The sequence below is a fragment of the Tenacibaculum sp. 47A_GOM-205m genome (genome assembly GCF_000518405.1).
In the GTDB taxonomy this organism is placed as follows: domain Bacteria; phylum Bacteroidota; class Bacteroidia; order Flavobacteriales; family Flavobacteriaceae; genus Polaribacter; species Polaribacter lutimaris.
In genome coordinates this window covers 465,669-489,615 of record NZ_JADN01000003.1, presented here as the reverse complement: position 1 = coordinate 489,615, position 23,947 = coordinate 465,669, and the positions used below count along the sequence as shown (strand labels likewise).

24 protein-coding genes are annotated in these 23,947 nt (G+C 32.5%); 17 read left to right on the top strand and 7 right to left on the bottom strand.

The features are described 5' to 3' along the window. Window positions 1-21: 21 nt before the first annotated feature. The 6 genes from hemL to hemA all read right to left on the bottom strand — a co-directional run bounded on the left by hemL (window position 22) and on the right by hemA (window position 6,529). Window positions 22-1,308, bottom strand: coding sequence for a glutamate-1-semialdehyde 2,1-aminomutase (hemL, locus tag N534_RS0102455; RefSeq protein ID WP_028890957.1), 1,287 nt, complete (start codon window positions 1,306-1,308; stop codon window positions 22-24). 67 nt (window positions 1,309-1,375) lie between these two features. Then, window positions 1,376-2,338 carry a porphobilinogen synthase gene (gene hemB, locus N534_RS0102450; RefSeq protein ID WP_028890956.1) on the bottom strand — a complete coding sequence of 321 codons (963 nt, stop codon included), beginning with the start codon at window positions 2,336-2,338 and terminating at the stop codon, window positions 1,376-1,378. Between the two features lie 17 nt (window positions 2,339-2,355). Continuing rightward, on the bottom strand, window positions 2,356-3,183 hold the full coding sequence (locus tag N534_RS0102445; protein WP_028890955.1) for a lipopolysaccharide assembly protein LapB: 828 nt from the start codon (window positions 3,181-3,183) through the stop codon (window positions 2,356-2,358). Next, on the bottom strand, window positions 3,180-3,686 hold the full coding sequence (locus tag N534_RS0102440) for a hypothetical protein (protein ID WP_028890954.1): 507 nt from the start codon (window positions 3,684-3,686) through the stop codon (window positions 3,180-3,182). Before N534_RS0102440 ends, N534_RS0102445 begins: the two co-directional genes overlap by 4 nt. Window position 3,687: 1 nt before the next feature. Then, the gene (hemC, locus tag N534_RS0102435; RefSeq protein WP_028890953.1) at window positions 3,688-5,274 is read right to left on the bottom strand and encodes a hydroxymethylbilane synthase; all 1,587 of its coding nucleotides are present in this window, start codon (window positions 5,272-5,274) and stop codon (window positions 3,688-3,690) included. Further along, window positions 5,258-6,529 carry a glutamyl-tRNA reductase gene (gene hemA / locus N534_RS0102430; RefSeq protein ID WP_028890952.1) on the bottom strand — a complete coding sequence of 424 codons (1,272 nt, stop codon included), beginning with the start codon at window positions 6,527-6,529 and terminating at the stop codon, window positions 5,258-5,260. Before hemA ends, hemC begins: the two co-directional genes overlap by 17 nt. A gap of 211 nt (window positions 6,530-6,740) precedes the next feature. On the opposite strand from hemA, the gene N534_RS0102425 reads away from it, so the two are divergent. From N534_RS0102425 to N534_RS0102405, 5 genes are read left to right on the top strand one after another with little or no spacing between them, the layout of a single operon-like run. After that, a complete protein-coding gene (locus N534_RS0102425; protein ID WP_028890951.1) occupies window positions 6,741-7,625 on the top strand; it encodes a helix-turn-helix transcriptional regulator in 885 nt (294 codons plus the stop codon). Window positions 7,626-7,642: 17 nt separating this feature from the next. Continuing rightward, window positions 7,643-8,158, top strand: coding sequence for a TrmH family RNA methyltransferase (locus N534_RS0102420; RefSeq protein WP_028890950.1), 516 nt, complete (start codon window positions 7,643-7,645; stop codon window positions 8,156-8,158). A gap of 13 nt (window positions 8,159-8,171) precedes the next feature. Then, complete coding sequence (gene hemH, locus N534_RS0102415) at window positions 8,172-9,200, top strand: ferrochelatase (protein ID WP_028890949.1); 1,029 nt, start codon at window positions 8,172-8,174, stop codon at window positions 9,198-9,200. Between the two features lie 2 nt (window positions 9,201-9,202). Next, window positions 9,203-9,793, top strand: coding sequence for a CopD family protein (locus N534_RS0102410; protein ID WP_028890948.1), 591 nt, complete (start codon window positions 9,203-9,205; stop codon window positions 9,791-9,793). 33 nt (window positions 9,794-9,826) lie between these two features. After that, complete coding sequence (locus N534_RS0102405) at window positions 9,827-10,213, top strand: lipocalin family protein (RefSeq protein ID WP_028890947.1); 387 nt, start codon at window positions 9,827-9,829, stop codon at window positions 10,211-10,213. A 146-nt stretch (window positions 10,214-10,359) separates the two neighbouring features. On the opposite strand, the gene recR is transcribed toward N534_RS0102405, so the two are convergent. Further along, window positions 10,360-10,977, bottom strand: coding sequence for a recombination mediator RecR (gene recR, locus N534_RS0102400; protein WP_028890946.1), 618 nt, complete (start codon window positions 10,975-10,977; stop codon window positions 10,360-10,362). 70 nt (window positions 10,978-11,047) lie between these two features. On the opposite strand from recR, the gene N534_RS0102395 reads away from it, so the two are divergent. The 12 genes from N534_RS0102395 (at window position 11,048) to N534_RS0102340 (ending at window position 23,945) form a co-directional block, all read left to right on the top strand. Then, entirely contained in the window at window positions 11,048-12,511 is a 1,464-nt protein-coding gene (locus N534_RS0102395) for an aminoacyl-histidine dipeptidase (protein WP_028890945.1), read from the top strand. 63 nt (window positions 12,512-12,574) lie between these two features. Continuing rightward, window positions 12,575-13,162 carry an ACP phosphodiesterase gene (locus tag N534_RS0102390; RefSeq protein WP_028890944.1) on the top strand — a complete coding sequence of 196 codons (588 nt, stop codon included), beginning with the start codon at window positions 12,575-12,577 and terminating at the stop codon, window positions 13,160-13,162. Between the two features lie 5 nt (window positions 13,163-13,167). After that, window positions 13,168-14,847 (top strand): gamma-glutamyltransferase, encoded by a 1,680-nt coding sequence (ggt, locus tag N534_RS0102385; protein ID WP_028890943.1) that lies wholly within the window; start codon window positions 13,168-13,170, stop codon window positions 14,845-14,847. Next, a complete protein-coding gene (locus N534_RS0102380) occupies window positions 14,847-15,707 on the top strand; it encodes an RluA family pseudouridine synthase (RefSeq protein WP_028890942.1) in 861 nt (286 codons plus the stop codon). The genes ggt and N534_RS0102380 overlap by 1 nt, the downstream gene beginning before the upstream one ends. A gap of 30 nt (window positions 15,708-15,737) precedes the next feature. Then, window positions 15,738-16,412 (top strand): tRNA (guanosine(37)-N1)-methyltransferase TrmD, encoded by a 675-nt coding sequence (trmD, locus tag N534_RS0102375; protein ID WP_028890941.1) that lies wholly within the window; start codon window positions 15,738-15,740, stop codon window positions 16,410-16,412. 126 nt (window positions 16,413-16,538) lie between these two features. Further along, window positions 16,539-16,886: a 50S ribosomal protein L19 gene (rplS, locus tag N534_RS0102370; RefSeq protein ID WP_028890940.1), complete on the top strand. Its 348-nt coding sequence runs from the start codon at window positions 16,539-16,541 to the stop codon at window positions 16,884-16,886. 705 nt (window positions 16,887-17,591) lie between these two features. Next, the gene (locus N534_RS0102365; RefSeq protein WP_028890939.1) at window positions 17,592-19,817 is read left to right on the top strand and encodes an NADP-dependent isocitrate dehydrogenase; all 2,226 of its coding nucleotides are present in this window, start codon (window positions 17,592-17,594) and stop codon (window positions 19,815-19,817) included. A gap of 214 nt (window positions 19,818-20,031) precedes the next feature. Next, on the top strand, window positions 20,032-20,847 hold the full coding sequence (gene murQ, locus N534_RS0102360) for an N-acetylmuramic acid 6-phosphate etherase (protein WP_028890938.1): 816 nt from the start codon (window positions 20,032-20,034) through the stop codon (window positions 20,845-20,847). Beyond that, window positions 20,840-21,082, top strand: coding sequence for a DUF6095 family protein (locus tag N534_RS0102355; RefSeq protein ID WP_028890937.1), 243 nt, complete (start codon window positions 20,840-20,842; stop codon window positions 21,080-21,082). The genes murQ and N534_RS0102355 overlap by 8 nt, the downstream gene beginning before the upstream one ends. Next, window positions 21,069-22,121: a hypothetical protein gene (locus N534_RS14310; protein ID WP_051435823.1), complete on the top strand. Its 1,053-nt coding sequence runs from the start codon at window positions 21,069-21,071 to the stop codon at window positions 22,119-22,121. Before N534_RS0102355 ends, N534_RS14310 begins: the two co-directional genes overlap by 14 nt. Window positions 22,122-22,210: 89 nt before the next feature. After that, a complete protein-coding gene (locus N534_RS0102345) occupies window positions 22,211-23,161 on the top strand; it encodes a hypothetical protein (RefSeq protein ID WP_156025534.1) in 951 nt (316 codons plus the stop codon). Between the two features lie 49 nt (window positions 23,162-23,210). After that, window positions 23,211-23,945, top strand: coding sequence for a hypothetical protein (locus N534_RS0102340; RefSeq protein ID WP_028890935.1), 735 nt, complete (start codon window positions 23,211-23,213; stop codon window positions 23,943-23,945). Window positions 23,946-23,947 lie beyond the last annotated feature (2 nt).

Genomic DNA, 23,947 nt, shown 5'->3' with positions numbered 1-23,947 from the left:
TCGTAATGACAATTATTTATTCTACATTTTTGATACTGCTTCCATCGACTTATCAATGGCGTTAGCTATCTCTTGAATATCTTTTTCTGTTAAAGCTGATGATAAGAACCAAGCTTCAAACTGACTTGGAGGTAAAAACACACCATTTCTAGTCATCTCCCAAAAGAAAGTAGCATATTTCTTTGTATCTGAAGTTTGTGCTTCTTCAAAGTTGGTTACTTTTTTATTGGTAAAGAATGGATTTATCATCGAACCAAATCGGTTAACTGTAATTTCAACTCCATGTTTTTTTGCTGATTCTAACAAAAATACTTCAATGATCTGAGCAATCTCGTTAAACTTTTCGTACGGATTTTGTTTCTTTAATTCTGTTAAAGTTGAAATTCCCGCTGCCATCGCAATTGGGTTACCACTTAATGTTCCTGCTTGGTACATTCCTCCTAATGGAGCCACCATTTCCATAATTTCATTACGTGCTCCATACGCTCCTACTGGAAAACCTCCTCCAATTACTTTTCCTAAACAAGTAATATCAGCTTCCACACCTAATACTTCTTGTGCTCCTCCAAACTTAGAACGGAAACCTGTCATTACCTCATCTACAATTAATAAGGCTCCTTTTGATTTTAAATACTCCTTTAACTCTTTTAAGAAATTGTTCTGTGGTGTTACCACTCCCATATTTCCTGCAACTGGTTCTAAAATTACGCCAGCAATATCATCGTGTGCCTCAAAATGTGCTTTTACACTTTCTAAATCGTTGTACTTAGCAATTAAGGTATTTTTTACCGCTCCTTCTGGCACTCCTTTACTTCCTGGTAAACTCAACGTAGCTAAACCTGAACCTGCTGCCACTAACAAGGCATCTTGGTGTCCGTGGTAACAACCAGCAAACTTTATAATTTTGTCTTTTCCAGTAAACGCTCTCGCTAGACGAATTCCACTTAATACCGCCTCGGTACCAGAGTTCACAAAACGTACTTTATCCATTCCTGGGAATGCATCGCAAACAATTTTTGCTAATTTGATTTCGTTCTTGGTAGAAGCCCCAAAAGAATATCCATTTTTTAAAGCTTTTGTAATCGCCTTTTGTACTTTTTTATGACGGTGACCTAAAATCATTGGTCCGTAAGACAATACTAAATCTATGTATGAATTGTTATCTACATCAGTAATCTTACTTCCTTTCGCTTTTTTTATGAATAAAGGATTCCCTCCTACTGAAGCAAATGCACGTACTGGTGAATTTACTGCTCCTACTAAGTTTTCTAATCCTTTATTATATAATTCTTGTGATTTTTTAAACATTTTATTTAGCTTTTGGCTATTGGCATTATTAGCTATTAGCAAATTGCCAACAGCTAACAGCTAACAGCTATTTATTTAAAACTCTAGCTGCTTCTTTAGCAAAATAGGTAATGATAATATCAGCTCCCGCTCTTTTCATAGAAAGTAAGCTCTCCATCATTACTTTTTCACCATCAATCCAACCTTTTTCAGCAGCTGCTTTTACCATTGAATATTCTCCACTTACATTATAGCAAGCGATTGGTCTATCGAAATTATTTTTTAAATCTCTAATGATGTCCAAATATGATAGGGCTGGTTTTACCATTAAAATATCTGCCCCTTCTTCATCATCAAAAGTTGCTTCACGTAAACCTTCATCTCTATTAGAAGGATCCATTTGATAGGTTCTTCTATCTCCAAATGATGGTGCTGAATCTACCGCTTCTCTAAAAGGACCGTAAAATCCTGATGCGTATTTTACAGAATATCCCATGATTGGTAAGTTCGCAAAACCAGTATTATCTAATGATTCACGCATCATAGCAATTGCTCCGTCCATCATTCCTGATGGCGCTACCATATCTGCTCCAGCCTTGGCATGTGATACTGTTTGTTTTGCTAAGTTTACTAAGGTAGCATCGTTATCTACATCATTATCATGTATAACTCCACAATGACCGTGTGAGGTGTATTCACAAAAACACACATCGGTAATTACATATAAACTTGGATAGTTCTTTTTAATGAAACGTATAGCTTGTTGCATAATTCCATTATCATTCCAAGTTTCGGTGCCTTCATCATCTTTTTTAGATGGAATACCAAATAGTAATACTGCTGGAATTTTTAAGGCTACAACTTCGTCTAATTCTTTAGAAATGGTATCTAACGAATAACGGTTGATTCCTGGCATTGAAGGGATTTCGGTTTCAATTCCTGTTCCTTCTTCAATAAATAATGGATATATAAAATCATCTACCGATAGTTTATTTTCTCTTACTAATCGGCGAATATTTTCTGTTTTTCTTAATCTACGTGTTCTAAACATGATTTTGGTTTAAAAGTTTAAGGATTAAATCTTTTACTTTTATTAATTTCTTCTTCTATTTGAGACAAATACACTTTATCATAATGATGAGTATATGGGTCATTTAATAAATACCCTTCTTCAAACAGCTTTTTTGCTTCTAATATTGTTTCTTTATACTTGTTTGTGTTATTCATTTTTTTATAACACATTGCCATATAATACCTATTGTCTGCTAGATTATTACTCTCCTTTTGCTTTTCAAGCTTACTTAAAGCTTTATTATAGTCTCCTCTTTCGAAATACAAAACCCCAAGATGATAATAGTTATACAAGTCCGATTCTTCATCATTATCTTTTAAATAATCCTCTATTATTTTGATTGCCTTATCTTTTTCTCCAATTGCTTTATAACATATTGCTTTTGCTATTAGTAAATGGTAATCTCCATTTTGACAATAACCTATATCATCTTTTATGATTCTTTCATATTCCTCAATATCACTTATAGCTCCTTTATAATCTCTAAAAAATTGATATCGGCACCAACCCCTATAACCTAAATGCATTTGAGGATTTAACTCAACAGCTTTATCTATTAATGGTTTCCAAGATAAAAAATCACCACTTTTTAAATATGCTATTGATTTTGCCCAATAAGCGTTATCATAAGTAGAATCTATTTGTATAGCTTCATCTAATAATTCTTGATACTCTTTAGTGAACTGATAAAATTTATATGCTTCTTTTTGTTTTTTACAAGCCTCATATTTTTTAATCTCACCATGCCTTTTATAAACATCACAGTTTTGAGTAAAAACATTACTGGTAAAACAAATTAACAAACAAACTATAATAATTCTCATGGTAAAATTTCAATAAGGTTTCCTTTTTCAATTTTAAAAGTCAAATATTGATAATAATCTATTTTAGTTCCGTGGTTTTCTTTTTCTTTCCAACCATCTAAACCTTGAGTTATCATCAATAACTGATTAGTAATTCTATCATCAAAAGTAAATTGCTCGTAGTTATCACTCATTTGTATAACTCTAAACCTTCCTGTTTCTCCTTTACAATTAACAATAAAACGAATCCTTATCAGTCCGCTTTCATCCACTTTTACATGAGTATAGTTTTTCTCAAATAAATCTTTTATTTCTTTTTTTCCTCCTCTATATTCTACTCCTTTACCTGTATTGAAATATTGAAGTATTTTATCATCTCCATTACATGGGATAAAATTTGGGTTGTCTAATTTTACATCATAAGTAATATCTCCTACTTGACGTGGATATATAACCTTTTCTGTCTTTTTATTCTTACAACTAAAAAGAAATAGAAAACATGTAAAATAAAACACCTTTCTCATTTTATTCCTTTACAAAGTGTAAATTAACTAACTCTATAACACTTTCTACTGTTGGTAGCTTTGCTACTTGTACTTCTTTAAAATGTTTTTTAGCTTCTTTAGCTGTACTTTCACCAATACAAAAAGCTATTTTATCAGCAGCATTTTCCTCCATATAGCTCTCTACTGTTGACGGACTATAAAATAACACTCCATTCACCTTCTCATCAACCTTAGTTGGACTGTACATGGTTTTATAAGCTTCTACTTCATTTACCGTAACTCCATTCGCTTTTAAAAGCATAGGAAGCGTATCTAAACGTAAATCGCTACAAAAATAAGTAACCTCTTGTCCTTTTAGTTCTTTTGATAAGTATTCAGATAATTTTTTAGCGTTATTTTCTGAATGTGTTACTTTACCAATACGTTGCTCGATTAACTTTTTGGTTCTACGACCAACACAGTAAATGTTTTTAAATTGTAATTCTTCCGAAGTAAAAGAGTTTAAAATTGCTTCTACTCCATTTTTACTCGTAATAATTACATTCTCTATTCCATTCTTAATCACCTTAGGAGCAATTCTATTAAAACGGGTTTTAATAAAATCGCTATCCTCAACATTCATATGTGTTGGTAATAATTTCTTTTGTGCTTCTGATAGTTTTTTTGTTGAATAAATTGAAAATTGCTTTTCAATCCCTTCATCTTCCAGCATAATTAGCTTTCCTCCTTTATCAATCACATAATTTGCGCAATCTTTTGCAACATATTTATGCTTTCCTACTTTTACTTTCTTACTAACTTCAATCTTCTTTTTACCATCTCTACTTAGTAAAATTCCTTTGAAGTTAATTTCTTCTTCCTTCTCATTTATAAAAGCCAACGCTCCAATAGGGGCTGTACAACCTCCTTCTAAACGATTTAAGAACTCACGTTCTATACCTGTACAGATTTCAGTATCTTTATCGTTTAACTCTGCACAAATCTCTTTGATCTCTTCATTTTCATCTAAAGCAGTAATCATGATTGCTCCTTGAGCTGGAGCTGGAATCATCCAAGTTAAGTTCACTGCTCCTTTTGGTCGTAAACCTACACGCTCTAATCCTGCAGCTGCAAAAACAGCTCCATTCCAGTTATTATCTTCTAATTTTTGTAAACGTGTGTTAATGTTTCCTCGTAAACCTTCTACTTTATGAGTTGGGTAACGATTTAACCATTGCGCTTTTCTACGTAAACTACCCGTTGCAATTACTCCATTTGGTTGTGACATAAATTCCTCATTGTCTTTTAACAACAAAATATCGTTATAATTAGCACGTTTTAAAACCGCTGCTTGTATAATACCTTCTGGCAATACTGTAGGAACATCTTTCATGGAATGCACCGCAATATCAATATCGTCATTTAACATTGCGATATCTAAATTCCTAGTAAAAATCCCAGTGATTCCTAACTCATAAAGGGGTTTATCTAAAATTAAATCACCCGCTGATTTAACGGGTATTATTTTAGTTTCATGTCCTAATTCTTCTAAAAGTTTTTGAACTTTTGTTGCTTGCCACATAGCCAATTGGCTATCACGTGTACCTATTCTAATTATCTTCTGCATGGATGGATTCTAAATTTGCCCCAAACACTTTAGCCATTACCTCAATACTTGTATTTACCGAAGTTTCTTCGTCTTTTAAGTGTTTTACAAATTGTGTAGTTATTTTTTGAATAAATCTTGATGTTAATATCTCTGCTTGTTCTTCATCAAAATTTTTAATTTTCTTTTTATGAAATGCTATTTCATCTTGCTGAATCGTTTGTAACGATTCTTTTAACGCTGTAATAGCTGGTGTAAATCTTCTGTGATTTAACCACTCTTGAAACTCTTGATTGTGAGTATCAATAATTGCTTCTGCTACTGGAACTTCTTGTTGGCGAATTGCCAATGTTTCATCAGTTACTTTAGATAAATCATCAACATTTACAATTGTTACATTTTCTAATTCAGTAACTTCTTTGGCTACATTCGCAGGCATTGATAAATCTAAAATCAATAATTCTTTATCTGTAGGAATGTGTTCTTTAGTAATTGTGGGAAAACTCGCTCCTGTAGATACTATTAATACATTTGTATTATGTACCTCAGCAGTTAAATCAGTATACCTTGCATTTCTAATTAACGGATGTTCTTTTACAAACTCAGAAACTTTCTCTTCTGTTCTATTAATTAAACTTACCGATTTGTTTTGGGTATACTCTGCTAAGTTTTTACACGTATGTTTCCCCATTTTACCTAACCCGAAAACTAAAATATTTTTCGAATTGTAATCTGGTAAATTATTGATAATGTATTGCACTGCAGCATACGATACTGAAGTTGTACCTGAACTTAATTTTGTTTCGTTCTTAACACGCTTGCTCGCTTGCATTACATGATTTAATAAACGCTCAAAATATGCATTAGTAGTTCCTAACTTTTTTGCTTGTTTAAAAGCTTGACGTAACTGACCTACGATTTCATAGTCTCCTAAAATCTGACTATCTAAACCAGTTCCCATTCTGAATAAATGGTTTATAGCTTCTTTGTTTTTATATACGTTTGATACGTCTGCAAATTCTTCAACAGTTCCGTTTGAATATTTACACAACATACTAATTAACTGAAAAGGGTGCTCTGCAAAACCACAAATTTCGGTTCTGTTACATGTAGACAATACAAAAATACCATCTACACCGTTTTGCTTTGCTTCTTTTAAAAGTGCTTTTTGATTTTCTTTAGAAATGCTAAACTTCCCCCTAATTGCAGCATCAGCTTTTTTGTAACTAACGCCTATATTGTATAAGTTGCTCTGTTGTTTGTTTTCTACTGTCATTGAGTCTTCTTCAAAAAAGTCGGTCAAAAATATAAATATTGAATAAAAAAAAGTATCGCTAAAAGAACTTTTAATGTCGCTATTTGTTTTTTCACTTAAAAACACACCTAAAACTTATACAAAAGTGTATTTTTGCAGTAATTTAGGCTTGTATAGGTATATTATTTTAGAATCATTCTAAATAACAGGCTTTTAAAAACATATAGAATCTATGTCAAAAAATATCGCAGAAAGTACATTTAGAGAAGTTCTATTAGAAAAGGGGTTTTTTGTACTAAAATTCCAAAATAACTCTGATGAAACTGAGTTTTTCAAAAGAGATATTGACAACTCTTATATACAACTACACTACTGTGTTAAAGGGAATTGCAAATTTCACTTCAACAACAACAGCTATACCTTTAATGTATTAGATAAGCATTCTATTTTCTTATACAACCCGCAACAAAATCTCCCTATTAACTTAGAGATTTTACCAAAAACCTCACTAGTTTCTGTATTGATTTCTATTGAAAAATTCCATACTTTCTTTTCTAAAGAAGCTAGCTATATTCCTTTTTTAAGCGAAAACAATAAGAACAAAAAATATTACGACAATGCCGAAATAAACCCTAATGTATTGTTTGTACTTCAGCAAATTTTAACAGCTCAAAACCAAAGTTCTATGCGAGATCTTTATATTAAAGGTAAAACATATGAATTATTGAGCTTACATTTTGATAGCGGAGAAAGTACCAATGAAGAATATTGCCCTTTCTTAGTAGATGACAGAGAGGTTTCAAAAATTAGAAAAGCAAAAGATATTATCATCTCAAGAATGAGCGAACCACCAAGTTTACAAGACCTTGCAAATGAAGTAGGTTTAAATCTTAAAAAGCTAAAAGAAGGATTTAAGCAAATTTACGGAGATACAGTATATAGCTTTTTGTTTGACTACAAAATGGATCATGCCCGTAAACTTTTAGAAAGTAATCAATATAATGTAAATGAGGTTGGATTACATGTTGGATACAGCACTTCTAGCCACTTTATTGCTGCTTTTAAAAAGAAGTTTGGTACTACACCAAAACAATATGTAATGAGTTTACAACAATAAAAGAGAACAGAAAAAAAATGAAACAACTAACTCATTATGATATAGAAAATAATCAGCAAGATTTTCCAGTAACTATTGTATGTGATGCTATCCGTACTCCTGAAAATATAGGAATGTGCTTTCGTATTTCTGAAAGTTTTGGAGTGTCTAAAATCTATTTACATGAAAGTTCTCCTTCTATTGATAACAGAATTGTTAAGAAAACTGCTAGAAATACTATTCAACAAATACCATATGATACCTATGGGAATTTTGAACAGCTTATTCATCAATTAAAAAGAGAAGGAAACACAATTATTGGAATTGAAATTACCGATGAAAGTATAAATATTAGCGATTATGATTTCAGTCCACATTCTAAAATTGTGTTACTTTTGGGTAGCGAAAGAAACGGTATAGAAAACGTTAACTTAGTAGATGCAACTGTAGCTATACCAATGTATGGGCGCAACTCTAGCATGAATGTAATTCATAGTTTAGCTATTGCTCTATACGAAACAACAAACCAATTAAATAAAAAGATTCTGAAATAAATTCAGCCAAAATATGAAAGGAGTTTTATTAGTAAACCTTGGATCACCAGAAAGTACAAACCCGAAAGACGTAAAAAAATACTTAGGGGAATTTTTAATGGATGAACGTGTTATTGACGTTCCTTATTGGTTAAGAACATTTATTGTTAAAGGTATTATTTTAAATACTCGTCCTAAAAAATCGGCAGAAGCCTATCAAAAAATTTGGTGGGAAGAAGGCTCTCCTTTAATTGTACTATCAGAACGTTTACAAAACAAAGTACAAGCAAAAACAGAACTCCCTGTTGCTTTAGCAATGCGTTATGGAAATCCATCAATTAAAAGTGGATTACAAGAATTACATGATAAGGGGGTTACTGAAGTTTTATTAGTTCCGTTATATCCTCAGTTTGCCATGGCAACTACTGAGACTATTTTGGTATTGGCTGAAGAGTTAAGAAAAGAATTCTTTCCTAACATGAAAATTACCGATGTACCTGCTTTCTATAACAAACCAGAATACATCAAAGCATTATCTAATAGCATAAAAGATTATTTATCTGATAAAGATTACGACCATATTTTATTCTCTTATCATGGAGTACCTGAGCGACACATCAGAAAATCTGACATTACAAAATCGCACTGTAACCCTGAGGCAGGAAATTTAAGTTGTTGTAATACTTCTTCTGAAGCTCATAAATATTGCTACCGTCACCAATGTTATCAAACCACTAAAAATGTGATTTCTGAATTAGGTCTAGACGAAAATAAAGTATCAACTTCATTTCAATCTCGCTTAGGTGTAGATCCTTGGCTACAACCTTATACCGACAGAACTATTGTTAACAAAGCTGAAAAAGAAAGCATAAAAAAACTAGCGATAGTAACTCCCGCTTTTGTTTCTGATTGTTTAGAAACTTTAGAAGAAATAGCAATGGAGGGTAAACATGAATTTTTGGAAGCTGGTGGTGAAGAGTTTTACACTGTTCCTTGTATTAATGATAATGACGAATGGGTAGATGCTTTAGCAGGATGGATTAACGATTTCAATAAGGATTAATCATGGATTTTTATTACGTAAAAGCATTACACATAATATTTGTAGTAACTTGGTTTGCAGGATTATTTTACATAGGTCGTCTGTTTATTTACCATGTAGAGGCAGAAAAAAAAGACGAGCCAGCCAAGTCTATATTACAAACCCAATACAAATTAATGTCTAAACGTTTATGGTACATTATTACTTGGCCTTCTTTATTTTTAGCAAGTTTTTTTGCTTTTTGGATGCTATATAAAAACCCTTATTATTTAAAAATGCCGTGGATGCATGTTAAACTAGCTTTCGTATTAGCGCTGTATTTTTACCACGGTTTTTGTCATAAAATCTACAAAGAACTACAACGTGATGAGATTAAATACACACCTAATAAACTTCGAATGTTTAATGAAATTCCAACAGTAATTTTATTTGCTGTTGTCTTTTTAGTCGTTTTAAAAAGTGCAATTAACTGGATTTGGGGCGTTGTAGGAATTATCTTATTTGGAGTATTATTGATGATTGGTATTCGTTACTATAAAAAAGTAAGAGCTAAAAAATCGTGGGATAAATACGAACAAGAGTTGATTGAGAAGGATAAAAAATTGAACAAATAACCCTATATAAAAGAAAACACAAACAATAACACTATGAAAAAGATTTTAGTTTTATCAATTATTATATCGAGTGTATTACACTCTTGTTCTTCTAACAGCGAAATAGTTGACAACTCTATAGTTGGTAATTGGAACTTAAAATTTATACACGATGAAACAGGAGAAATACCTATACCCTATTGTAGAACTTTAACATCATTTTCTTTCAAAGAAGACAAAACATACAATGCTCAAATATATAACATGGGCGAATCTACTATTGATTGTGTTTTAACCGAAGAAATAACTGGCACATGGAAAGCTCTTGGTAATTCTTCATTTGAGTTATCTAACAAAAACCACATAACCTTTAAAGTTAACTCTATTGAACTTAGAGAAAATAAAAACTCTACAAAATATCAAATTTTACTACCCAACTAGCCCTTGCCTCTATAAATATTTAATAATATTTTTTCAACACTATACTCTCTAAAAAATAGTTTTTCAATCTTCTATTGTAGTATATTATGATAAATAGTTAGAAGTAGTAACTTTTATTTAATTAGTCTTTCCTCTTTCTTTTAAAATTATCCCTTTATTGACTGTTCAAAAGGTATTCTATTTATAATACTACGTCCCAACGTAACCTCATCTGCATACTCTAACTCGTCTCCTACTGAAATTCCTCTAGCAATCGTTGATGTTGTAACTCCGTATTTTTCTATCTGTTTATAAATATAAAAATTGGTGGTATCACCTTCCATCGTAGAACTGAGAGCAAAAATCAACTCTTTAATCTCGCCTTCTTTTACTTTTTCAACTAATGATTCAATTTGTAAGTTTTGAGGACCAATTCCTTCAATAGGTGAAATTTTTCCTCCTAACACATGATACAGACCTCTGTATTGTGCTGTATTTTCAATCGCCATAACATCACGAATATCTTCTACCACACATACAATCTCTGCATTTCGCTTAGGATTGCTACAAATATCACATAACACAGTATCAGAAATATTATGACATTTCTTACACGATTTTACATCGTTACGCAAATGCGTTAAAGCCTCTGTTAAATACTTCGTGTTCTCTTTCGGTTGTTTTAATAAATGTAACACCAAACGAAGTGCTGTACGCTTACCTATTCCAGGTAACCGACTTACTTCATTTACTGCATTTTCTAATAATTTTGACGAAAAATCCATGTTGCGAATTTACAATTTTTCGATAAGGATTAAGTATCTTCGTAGCTTTAAAATTAAAACTTCAATTCACATGAATTCAGAGATAAGAAACCTAGAACCAAAAGCTGTTTGGAAAAATTTTGCCGACTTAAACGCTGTACCTCGCCCTTCTAAAAAAGAAGAAAGAGTAATTCAGTTTATGGTAGATTTCGGTAAGAAATTAAATCTTGAAACCATGGTTGATAAAGTTGGGAATGTAATTATTCGCAAGCCTGCTTCAACTGGAATGGAAGACAGAAAAACAGTCGTTATGCAAAGCCATTTAGATATGGTACACCAAAAAAATGCTGATACTGTTTTTGATTTTGACACTGAAGGGATCAAAATGTTTGTAGATGGTGATTGGGTAAAAGCTGACGGAACTACGTTAGGAGCTGACAACGGTTTAGGCGTTGCTGCTATTATGGGAGTTTTAGAGTCTACTGATATTGCTCACCCAGCTATCGAAGCTTTATTCACAATTGATGAGGAAACAGGTATGACTGGTGCCATGGGGCTTGAAGGTGGATTATTAGAAGGTGAAATTTTATTGAACCTTGACACTGAGGAAGATGATGAAATAGGAATGGGATGCGCTGGTGGTGTAGATGTTACTGCTACTAGAAGTTATAATGAAGAGACTACTCCTGAAAATACAATTGCCTATGAAATTTCTGTTACAGGATTAAATGGTGGTCACTCAGGAATGGATATTATTAAAGGTTTAGGAAACGCGAATAAAATTATGAACCGTTTATTATTTGACGGTTTTACTAACTTCGGATTACGTGTTGCAGAAATTAATGGAGGTAGTTTACGTAATGCTATCCCTCGTGAAAGCTTTTCTACTGTAGTTATTGATGCTGTTTCTAAAGAACCTTTCTTATTTGAAATACATGAGCTTATTAACAATATTAAAGCTGAGTTTTCAACATTAGAACCTAACCTTACTATTGAATTAAAAGAGATTAATACTCCAGAAAACGTAATGGACTTAGGTGTTCAGGAAGGATTGATTAAAGCTGTTTACGCTGCTTTAAATGGTGTATACCGTATGAGTCCTGATATTGAAGGATTAGTAGAAACTTCAAATAATATTGCTCGTATTATTGTAAAAGACGGAGCTATTAAAATTGGATGTTTAACACGTTCTTCTTCTGAAACTAATAAATGGGATTTAGCCAACTCGTTACGTTCATCTTTTGAATTAGCTGGTTTTGATGTAGAATTTTCAGGTTCTTACCCAGGATGGTTACCAAACGTAAATTCTGAAATATTAAAAACTGTAACTGACTTATACGAAGAATTACACAACGAAAAACCTATCGTAGCTGCATGTCACGCAGGATTAGAATGTGGTATTTTAGGTCAAAACTATCCAGAAATGGATATGGTTTCTTTCGGACCAAATATTAAAGGTGCTCATTCACCTGATGAACGCGCACAAATATCATCAACACAAAAATTCTGGGAATTTTTATTAGAGATTTTAAAGAATACTCCAGTAAAAAACTAAATTTTACACATAAACTTTCAAACCACAACTTTTCAGTTGTGGTTTTTTGTTTACATTTATAAAATGAATTTTTTAGCGCATTTATACCTTTCCGATAATAACACCAATGTAATGATTGGTAACTTTATTGCCGATCATGTAAAAGGAAAAAACTTCTCTCACTATCATGAAGATATTCAAAAAGGGATTTTATTACACCGAGAAATAGACACTTACACAGATGCGCATGAAATTGTTAGGATTAGCAAACGTCGACTTCACGAAAGGTACCGCCATTATGATGGAGTTATTATTGATATTTTTTACGATCATTATTTAGCTAAAAACTGGAAAAATTATTCACAAATTCCATTAGACGTTTATGTCGATTCTGTTTACAATTTACTGCAAAAAAACATCACTATTCTTCCTCAAAAAACTCAGGATATGCTTCCTTACATGATTGAGTATAACTGGCTATACAACTATCAGTTTGCCAAAGGTATTCAAGAAGTATTAAGCGGAATGAACAGACGCACGAATGGTAAATCTCATATGAATTTAGCTACAGAAGACTTACTAGAACATTATACTATTTTTGAAAACGATTTTACCACATTTTTTGAAGATTTACGCACTTTTTCGCATCAAAAACTAGAAGAATTAAGTTAAAACTCATGAAAAAAACATTCTTACTTCTTACAGTATTTATAACATTATATAGTTGTAAAAAAGATAAAGTTACGGGGGTAATTACCGAAAAAGCAATGGTTGTTTCTGCTCGTAAAGAAGCTTCAAAAATCGGTTCAGATATTTTACAAAAAGGAGGAAATGCTTTTGATGCTATGGTTGCCACTGAATTAGCGTTGGCTGTAGCATATCCACATGCAGGAAACCTTGGTGGTGGTGGTTTTATGGTATACCGAAAAAACACAGGAGAAATTGGCGCATTAGATTATCGTGAAAAAGCGCCTCTTGCTTCTCATAAAGATATGTATTTAGATAGCTTAGGAAATGTAATTAAAAACAAAAGTACATTAGGGGCTATGGCAGTAGGAATCCCAGGAACAGTTGCTGGTGTTTTTGCTACACATAAAAAATTCGGTTCATTACCTATTCAAGAAATCTTAAAACCAGTCATTGCCTTAGCTAAAAAAGGAGTTATTGTTACTCAAAAACAAGAAGACCGTATAAAAAAATACCAACATTATTTTTTAGAAGTAAACAAAAACCCTATTCTTTTTGATAAACCTTGGAAAAAGGGTGACACTATTAAATATCCTGCTTTAGCCAAAACTTTAGAGCATATTTCACAAAATGGTAGAGACGAATTTTATAAAGGTGAAACAGCAAAACGTCTCGTTACTTTTATCCAGGCAAATGGCGGAATTATGACTGAAGAAGATTTGGCTAAATACGAAGCTAAATGGAGAACCCCAATTACCTTTACCTACGACAATTTACGTATCATTTCTATGTCCCCACCTGCTAGTGGTGGAATTTGTTTAGCACAAATTATGAATGGAATTGAACCTTTTGACTTAGACAAGTTTGGGCATAACTCAACAAAGTCCATACAAGTTATCACAGAAGCAGAACGTAGAGCCTACGCAGATAGAAGTTTTTATTTAGGTGATCCAGACTTTGTAAAAATTCCAATTGAAACTCTCAAAAGTAAAGAATACACAAAAAATCGAATGAATGATTTTTCTTTTAAAAAAGCAACTTCTTCTACCGATGTCTCTCATGGAAGCATTACTATGATTGAGAGTGATGAAACCACCCACTACTCTATTGTTGATCAATTTGGAAATGCTGTTTCTGCTACCACAACAATTAACGGTGCTTATGGTTCTAAGCTATATTGCGCTGACTTAGGGTTCTTCTTAAACAACGAAATGGATGATTTTTCAAGCAAACCAGGTGTACCAAACATGTTCGGTTTAGTTGGAGCTGAAGCTAATAAAATAGAACCTGAAAAACGTATGTTGAGTTCTATGACTCCTACTATTGTAGAGAAAAATGGTCAACTACATATGGTTGTAGGAACTCCTGGAGGCTCAACAATTATTACTTCCGTATTACAAACCATTTTAAATGTTCATGAATTTAACATGGGAATGCAAGAAGCCGTGAATCAACCACGTTTCCATCACCAATGGCTACCTGATGTTATTAAAATGGAGCCCAAAGGTTTTAACAAACAAGTAAAAAAAGACTTACAACAATTAGGATACAAATTAGATGAAACAAACTCACCTGTTATCGGAAAAGTGGATGCTATTTTAGTACTTCCTAATGGTAAACTAGAAGGCGGTGCCGATCCTAGAGGAGACGATACTGCTATTGGTTTTTAATGATTTTAATTGAAACACATAAAGTTCCTCCTTTATATAAACCTATTCGATTACAAGAATATGGCGTTGGTATTTTTGCTTCATTACCCACAAAATCTGGGCTAAAAAAAGCTATTAAAAACAACTTAATATTTGTTAACGGAAAACCTTCTACTACCGCATTATTTATTAAAGGAAACGAAACCATTGAATTATTTCAAGCTGAAGATAACACCTTTAAAAAACACTTCAATTTCCCTTTAGAAATTCTTTTTGAAGATGATTATTTAGCGATTATTTATAAGCCTGCTGGAATTTTAGTTAGTGGAAACTCTTTTGCCACGATTGACAATGCACTAACCCAAAACCTACAAAAAAGCACCTTACCAACTGCTACTCGTCCCCGACCAGTACACCGATTAGATTATCCTACTAGCGGATTACTACTCATTGGAAAAACAACCGAAAGTATCATTTCTCTTAATAAGCTTTTTGAACAAAAAGAAATTCAAAAAACGTATCATGCAGTTTGCATTGGTAAAATGAAACGAAATGGAGAAATCGATTTACCTATTGACGATAAAAATGCTTTAACCTTGTTTGAAGTTATTCAAACAGTTACCTCTCCTCGATTTGGTCATCTAAATCTGGTAAAACTACACCCAAAAACAGGAAGAAAGCATCAATTACGTAAGCATCTTTTTAGTATTGGTAATCCGATTTTAGGAGATAAAGAATACTTTTTAGAAGATTTAGTCTTACACAGAAAGGGGTTATTCTTACATGCATCTACCCTATCCTTTACACACCCTTTTTCTAAAGAAAAAATAACGATTACAAAAGAACTTCCTAAGAAATTCAAAAAAATATTCTCACAGTAAAATATCCCTCAAAAGATATATCTTTGCCGCATGCGAATAGATATTATTACGGTTGAACCAGACTTAATTAAAAGTCCATTTGAAAACTCAATGATGAAAAGGGCTATTGAAAAAGGCTTAGCTGAAGTCCATTTTCACAACTTAAGAGAATACGGTTTTGGGAATTATCGTCAAGTAGACGATTACCAATTTGGTGGAGGTGCAGGTATGGTTTTAATGATTGAACCCATTGCTAAGTGTATTGAAAAATTACAATCGGAAAGAAATTATGATGAAATCATTTACATGACTCCTGATGCTAAAACCTTAAATCAAGCTACTGCGAACACACTTTCTTTACAAGAAAATATTATTATTTTAACGGGACATTATAAAGGTGTTGACCAACGTGTACGTGATAAGTTTGTTACTAAAGAAATATCTATTGGAGATTATGTATTAACTGGAGGAGAATTAGCTGCTGCTGTTTTATGCGATGCAGTAATACGATTAATTCCTGGAGTTTTAGGAGATGAAACATCAGCCTTAACAGATAGTTTTCAGGATAATTTACTATCACCACCAGTATACACAAGACCTTCTGAATATGAAGGAATGAAAGTACCAGAAGTTTTATTATCTGGTAACTTCCCAAAAATTGAAGAGTGGCGTTCTGAACAAGCATACAAACGCACCAAAGAAATACGCCCTGATTTGTTAGATTAACTAATAATCAGCGTTTTATTTATTTTTTTTATCAAAATAAAAAACTTAAATTTGCAGCCACTAAAATTAACCTCTGACGAAAAAATCGTGTATGTTACTTTTATACAACCATAAATAATTATAGAAATGGATTTAGTAAAATTTGTTCAAGACGAATTTGTAACAAAAAACGAATTACCAGAATTCGCAGCTGGAGACACTATTACAGTGTACTACGAAATTAGAGAAGGAGATAAAGTTCGTACTCAGTTCTTTAGAGGAGTTGTTATCCAAAAAAGAGGTAGTGGAGCTTCTGAAACATTTACTATCAGAAAAATGTCTGGTACTGTAGGGGTTGAACGTATCTTCCCAATCAACTTACCATCTATTCAAAAGATCGAAATTAACAAAAGAGGTAAAGTACGTAGAGCTCGTATTTTCTACTTTAGAGATCTTACTGGTAAGAAAGCAAGAATCAAAGAAAGAAGACACTAAGATTTTCTTTCATTCAAGAAGTAAAAGCACTGTATTATTACAGTGCTTTTTTTATGCACATTTTGTTAATAAACCCAAACACCCAATCTGTTGATAACTAATAGATTAAAAACATTGTAATTACACAAAAACTTCTTATCTTTGAGAAAGAGTTTACAAATAAGTGACGTCAGAAAATAGTTCAACTATACTAATCACACAAAGTAAACCATTTAAAGTAACGTTCTTTATATATCTTGTTTTTAAACTAAAGAGCTAAGTACCATCGTAATTTTTGATTAATTGTAAGTTATTAGTAATTTAGAATTTTCTAGTTATAAGTTTATAAGTATTATTGGTTTTAAATTTAGCGAACCTGTTTAAAAACATCGAAGTAGTAGTTTTATAAATAGATTTTTTATAAAATGAAACTTCAAATTTGAAGTAGTAATGTAGTTTTTTCTACGGAAAAAACATAAACACTGTTTTATTTGATGATGTAGCAATACAAGTCAGTGCCCTTACTATTTCAGGAAAGCCATGTTAATTACAAGAAATTGTTTTGATATGGCTTTTTTTTTAATAACAAAATCTTCATTTTAAGCAGCTATATTATTATTTTCACAATAAAACACCTTAATTAATAATAATTTATCAGCAAAAAACTCATTCGTAATTCTTAAATTTGCCTCACTTCAAAATATAATTTAATTATTACATATAAATATGAATAAGACTGCTAAAATTATGTATACAAAAACGGATGAAGCTCCAGCATTAGCTACACGTTCGTTTTTACCTATCGTAAAAGCTTTTACAAAATCATCTAACATAGAAATAGAAACCAAAGATATTTCTCTTGCTGGTCGTATTCTTGCTAACTTTTCAGACTACTTAACAAAAGAACAACAAGTAGAAGATGCTTTAGCTTTTTTAGGTGACCTAGCTAAAAAACCAGAAGCTAACATTATTAAACTTCCTAACATTTCAGCTTCTGTTCCTCAATTAAAAGCGGCTATAAAAGAACTACAAGCTTTAGGATATGCTTTACCTGATTACCCAGAAGAAGCTACAACTGATGAAGAAAAAGCTGTTTTAGCACGTTATAATAAAGTAAAAGGTTCTGCTGTAAATCCTGTTTTACGTGAAGGTAACTCTGACCGTAGAGCTCCAAAAGCTGTAAAAAATTACGCAAAAAAGAACCCTCATTCAATGGGAGCTTGGAGTTCTGACTCTAAAACTCACGTTTCAACAATGACAGAAGGTGATTTTGCACATAGTGAGAAATCAGTTACTCTACCAAATGCAACTAATGTACAAATTGTACATACAGATGATAATGGAAACAAAACTATATTAAAAGATAACTTATCATTATTAGCGAAAGAAGTTATTGATGCTTCTGTAATGAGTAAAAAAGCATTATTAACTTTCTTAGAAGAACAAGTTAAAGACGCTAACGACAAAGGAGTATTATTCTCTTTACATATGAAAGCAACCATGATGAAGGTTTCTGACCCTATTATTTTTGGTCATGCTGTTCGTGTTTTCTTTAAAGATTTATTTGCTAAGCATGGTAATACCTTTAAAGAAATTGGTGTAGATGTAAATAACGGTTTTGGTAACTTACTAAGTAACCTTGAAGAGTTATCTGCTGATAAAAAAGCAGAAATTCTAGCAGATATTGAAGCTATTTACACTAGTAACGCTGATGTTGCAATGGTAAATTCTGACAAAGGAATTACCAATTTACACGTTCCTTCTGACGTAATTATTGATGCTTCTATGCCGGCAATGATTCGTACTTCAGGTCAAATGTGGAATAAAGAAGGAAAACCTCAAGATGCTAAAGCTGTAATTCCTGATAGTTCTTATGCTGGTTTATACCAAGAAACTATTGATTTCTGTAAAAAGAATGGTGCTTTTGATCCTACTACAATGGGTACAGTTCCTAACGTAGGTTTAATGGCTCAAAAGGCTGAAGAATACGGTTCTCATGATAAAACATTTGAAATTACTTCTAACGGAAAAGTTGAAGTGATTGATGCCGACGGAACTACTTTATTAGAGCATACTGTTGAAGCTGGCGATATTTGGAGAATGTGTCAAACAAAAGACGCACCTATTCAAGATTGGGTAAAATTAGCTGTTACTCGTGCAAGAGCTACAGGAGCTCCTGCAGTTTTTTGGCTGGGTGAAGAAAGAGCTCATGATAGAGAGATTATTAAAAAAGTAGAAAAGTACTTACAAGATCACGATACTACTGGATTAGAAATTAAAATCTTATCTCAAGTAGAAGCTACTAAATATACTTTAGAGAGAGTTAAAGCAGGTAAAGAAACTATTTCTGTAACAGGAAATGTATTACGTGACTACTTAACTGACTTATTCCCTATTTTAGAATTAGGAACTTCAGCAAAAATGTTATCTATCGTACCATTAATGAATGGTGGTGGATTGTTTGAAACGGGTGCTGGTGGATCTGCTCCTAAACACGTTGAGCAATTAGTAGAAGAAAACCACTTACGCTGGGATTCTTTAGGTGAATTTTTAGCTTTAGCTGTTTCTTTAGAACACTTAGGTGAAACAAATGACAATAGTAAAGCAAAAGTTTTAGCAGAAACCTTAGACGATGCAACAAGCAAGTTGTTAGACAACAAAAAAGGGCCTTCAAGAAAAACTGGAGAGTTAGACAACAGAGGTTCACACTTTTATTTAGCAATGTACTGGGCTCAAGCTTTAGCTACTCAGGACAAAGATGCTGAATTAAAAGCTCAGTTTGCTCCAATAGCTGAAAAAATGGCTACTAAAGAAACTACAATTGTAAATGAGCTAAACACTGTTCAAGGAAAGGCCGTAAATATAGGTGGTTACTACGAACCTAATGATACTTTAGCTGATGATGTTATGCGACCTAGCACTACTTTTAATACAATTTTACAGAGTATTTAATCAGTATAACAACTTTTAATAAACAAAAAAGCAGGTGATTTCTCACCTGCTTTTTTGTTTAAATAAGGAAACTAAACAATTTATTAAATAACAACTTCCCCAAATTATTAATTATAATCCCAAATAAATATCGTTAGGTTTTATATAATTAGACACTAAAAAATTATAAACGTCACGCTTCTTCCTTAAACTTTTTAATTAGTAAATTTGAAGCATGAAGTTTATCAAAACGACCGAGCAAGATTCTAAGTACAATAACTTAGAACAAATGAGTATTTCTGAGTTATTAACTAACATTAATAATGAAGATAAAACAGTTCCTTTAGCTGTTGAAAAAGCTTTACCACAAATAGAAAAACTAACCCTACAAATTATTTCAAAGCTTAAGGAAGGTGGACGATTGTTTTATATGGGAGCAGGAACTAGTGGTAGATTAGGAATTGTTGATGCAAGTGAATGTCCTCCTACTTTTGGCGTACCACATGAATTGGTTGTTGGCTTAATTGCTGGTGGTGACTATGCTATTAGAAAAGCAGTAGAGTTTGCAGAAGATTCAACTACACAAGGTTGGGAAGATTTACAAAAACACAACTTATCATCCAAAGATGTTGTTGTTGGTATTGCTGCTTCTGGGACTACTCCGTATGTGATATCGGCTCTAGAAAAATGTAACGAAAACAATATAGTCACAGGCTGTATAACTTGTAATCAAGGAAGCCCCTTAGCATTAACTGCACAGTTTCCTATTGAAGTTGTTGTAGGTCCTGAATTTGTAACTGGAAGTTCCCGAATGAAAGCAGGAACAGCACAAAAATTAGTGCTAAATATGCTTTCTACAGCTAGCATGATTCAATTAGGAAAAGTAAAAGGAAATAAAATGGTAGATATGCAACTATCTAACAACAAACTAGTTGACAGAGGTGAAAAAATGCTAATGACTGAATTACAAATAGATCAAAAAACTGCAGCAGACTTATTAAAAAAACACGGAAGTGTTAGAGAAGCTATTAAAAATTTTAACAATGGGTAACGATTCTACTTTAGAAAAAGGCATAAAAAAACTCTTAATCTTTTTAGGATTACTTATTGCTTCTCCTCTGGTATTAAGTATCGCTTTTAAAGCGTTACGTATTTTTAAAGAAGCACCAAAAGTTTTCTTTGCTTATAGCTTATTAACCATTGGAGTTTCATTAACTCTTTTTACCGTATATTTCGGTTTTAAAACATTTAAAACCTTACTAGATTACCTTTTTGAAAAAAAGTAACACCATACAAAAGCTTACCAATTGGGAACACTGGCCTTCACCTATGTTTTATCTCCCTAACCTGCCTTATGCTTTTTATTTAGCACTAAGAGCCAAACATTTAGCTTTTTTTAGTGCTACAAATCCGTGTATAAAAAGTTCAGGAAACGGAACAGAAAGCAAGTACGAAACCATTTTATTAGTCCCAAAAAAACATCGCCCGAAATCGGTTTTAGTACAACCTAACTCAAAGTTTAAGAATATTCTTCTAGCTCTTGAAAAAGAAAACATTAATTTTCCTTTAATTGCCAAACCAGATGTAGGTTTTAGAGGCTTACTAGTTCAAAAAATAGTTACTGAAAAAGAACTTAAAAACTATCTTAAAAAGTATCCTATCAACATCATTATTCAGGAGTTTCTAGACTATGAAAATGAATGCGGAGTTTTTTACCATAGAAATCCAAATGAAAACACGGGTCAAATCTCTTCGTTAACGTTAAAACATTTTTTATCAGTTACTGGAGATGGTACATCTAGCCTAAAAGAGTTAATTCTTAAAGACAACAGAGCTAAATTATACCTAGATTTATTTGCTGAAATACATAAAGAAAAACTTGACTCTATTCCGAAGAAAAACGAAATCATAAAACTTACTGCAGTAGGAAATCACTCTAAAGGAACACAATTTATAAACGGTAATCATCTTATCACTAAAAAATTGATTAGCACTTTTGATCAATTGAGTAAATCTATTCCTGGATGGTACTACGGAAGAGTAGATTTAAAATATAATACGTTTGAAGAGTTAGAAAATGGTACCGATTTTAAAGTCTTAGAAATTAACGGAATTATTGCTGAACCAACGCATATTTACGATTCAGAAAACTATACATACTTAAAAGCTTTAAAAGCAATTAGAACACATTGGAAGTCTCTTTTCAACATCGCAACCACGAATCATACTCATTTTAACACCCCTTACAAAAATCCTTTTCACTTCTTAAACGAAATCATCGTTTTAAAAAAATACACAAAAAAAATAAGGCATCTTTCAAAATAAATAGAACTTTTTATTACTTTTGTTTCTGATACAGAACCAGTATTATAAGAATCCCCCCGAGTCTTAAAACCAATTAACTAACTCATTGAATGGAAAGAAAACTACTCTTTTCTTTGATTCTTATTTGCATGGTACTACCCTCTTTTTCTCAGGTAAAAGTTGGAGAGAATCCTTCTTCAATACATTCAAATTCCATTTTAGAACTAGAAAGCTCAGACAAAGTATTGGTTATTAGCAGAATGACAGATACTCAAATGAACGCTATTCAACCGCTACGAGGTGCTTTGGTTTTTAATACAGACCAAAATTGTGTGTTTATGTACGAAGGAAGCTCATGGGTAAGCTTATGCAATGGCTCTAGTAATGTTAGAGAAGCTATTAAGGTTACTACTTCTCCTACACCTCCAACCGATAATGCTATTGGAGATTTTTGGATTAACGATACTCAAAATAACAAAACACACATCTGGGATGGAAGCAGCTGGATTGCTATAGATAACAATCCAAGAAGAGGCAACGGACCTCCTAATGCGAGTACTGCTCCTAATCCAACACCTGGAGATGTTTATGTAGATAGTACTTCTGGAGTTATTTACGCTTATGATGGTACTACATGGGCTACATCTAACACAACAACTTCTGCCAATAATGGACTTTCAGTAAGCGCCAACACTATTCAATTAGGTGGTGTATTAATACAACCTACCATTATTAGAACAGATACTAACAATACTTTAGCTATAACTGGATTAGAAAACGGAGATATAACAACTGATGATGTTGTTACTGTTGATAGAACTACAGGAATTTTAAAAAGAACTTCTGCTAGTAATTTATTAAGAGAAGAAGTTACTAAAATTACAGCTACTGACGGACAAGTGACCTTTACTGGATTAACACTATATACCACAGATAAAATTAACGTGTATAGAAACGGTGTACGAATAGATTTTACGGTTGACAACTCAACCACCATAACCATAGAACCTGAGGCTATTTGCTATGCAGGTGATGAAATACGAATAGTTCAATTATATTAATACATAACAGAAAATAAAAAAGATTAATAACGCAATCAATTCTTAAATTATGAAAACAATTACAAACAAATTAAAAGTCGCTTTAGTAGCTGTTGGTTTCCTAGCCGTAGGTACTGTGAGCGCACAAACAACAGCTGGTGATATTACTCTTCAAGCTGCTACTACTCTAGGTAATGCTGGAGGTATAGTTAAATTAGTAGACAACAAGGGTACCATTAAGTATTTACAAGCTGAGAACGGTTTAACTTCTTTTACCAACACAACACCTAATGGAGGTGTAGTTACTACATGGCAATTAGGAGGTACTTTAACCAACAACACGTACATTACGGCTAGTGCTACAGGCGGTCCTAGCAATGGTCCTGCTGAGTTTGCTCTAAATGGCTTAGAATTAGTAACTGCTGGTACTGCTTCTACAAATGCAGTTGATCGTGGTGCTCATGATGATGGTGCAGGTGCAACTGGTTTTACCGTATTAATTAGAGATGAAGCTACTGGTGCTATCCAGAAAATCGAATTAGCTGACTTGTTTCAAGTTACAGCTATTAGAAGAGAAGCTACCCCGCCAACTAATACTGCTGGACCTACAGAAAGTATTATTGTAGCTGGTTTACCTGTTATTGACGCTACAAATGAAGCTAAGTTATTTGTCTTCAGAAATGGAGTAAAATTACGTTGGAATACTGATTTCACCGGAACTACAGCTGGATCTATTGATATAAATATCTCTGCTGACTTACCTATTTATAATGGTGATGTTATTGAAGTTCACTATATTAATTAATT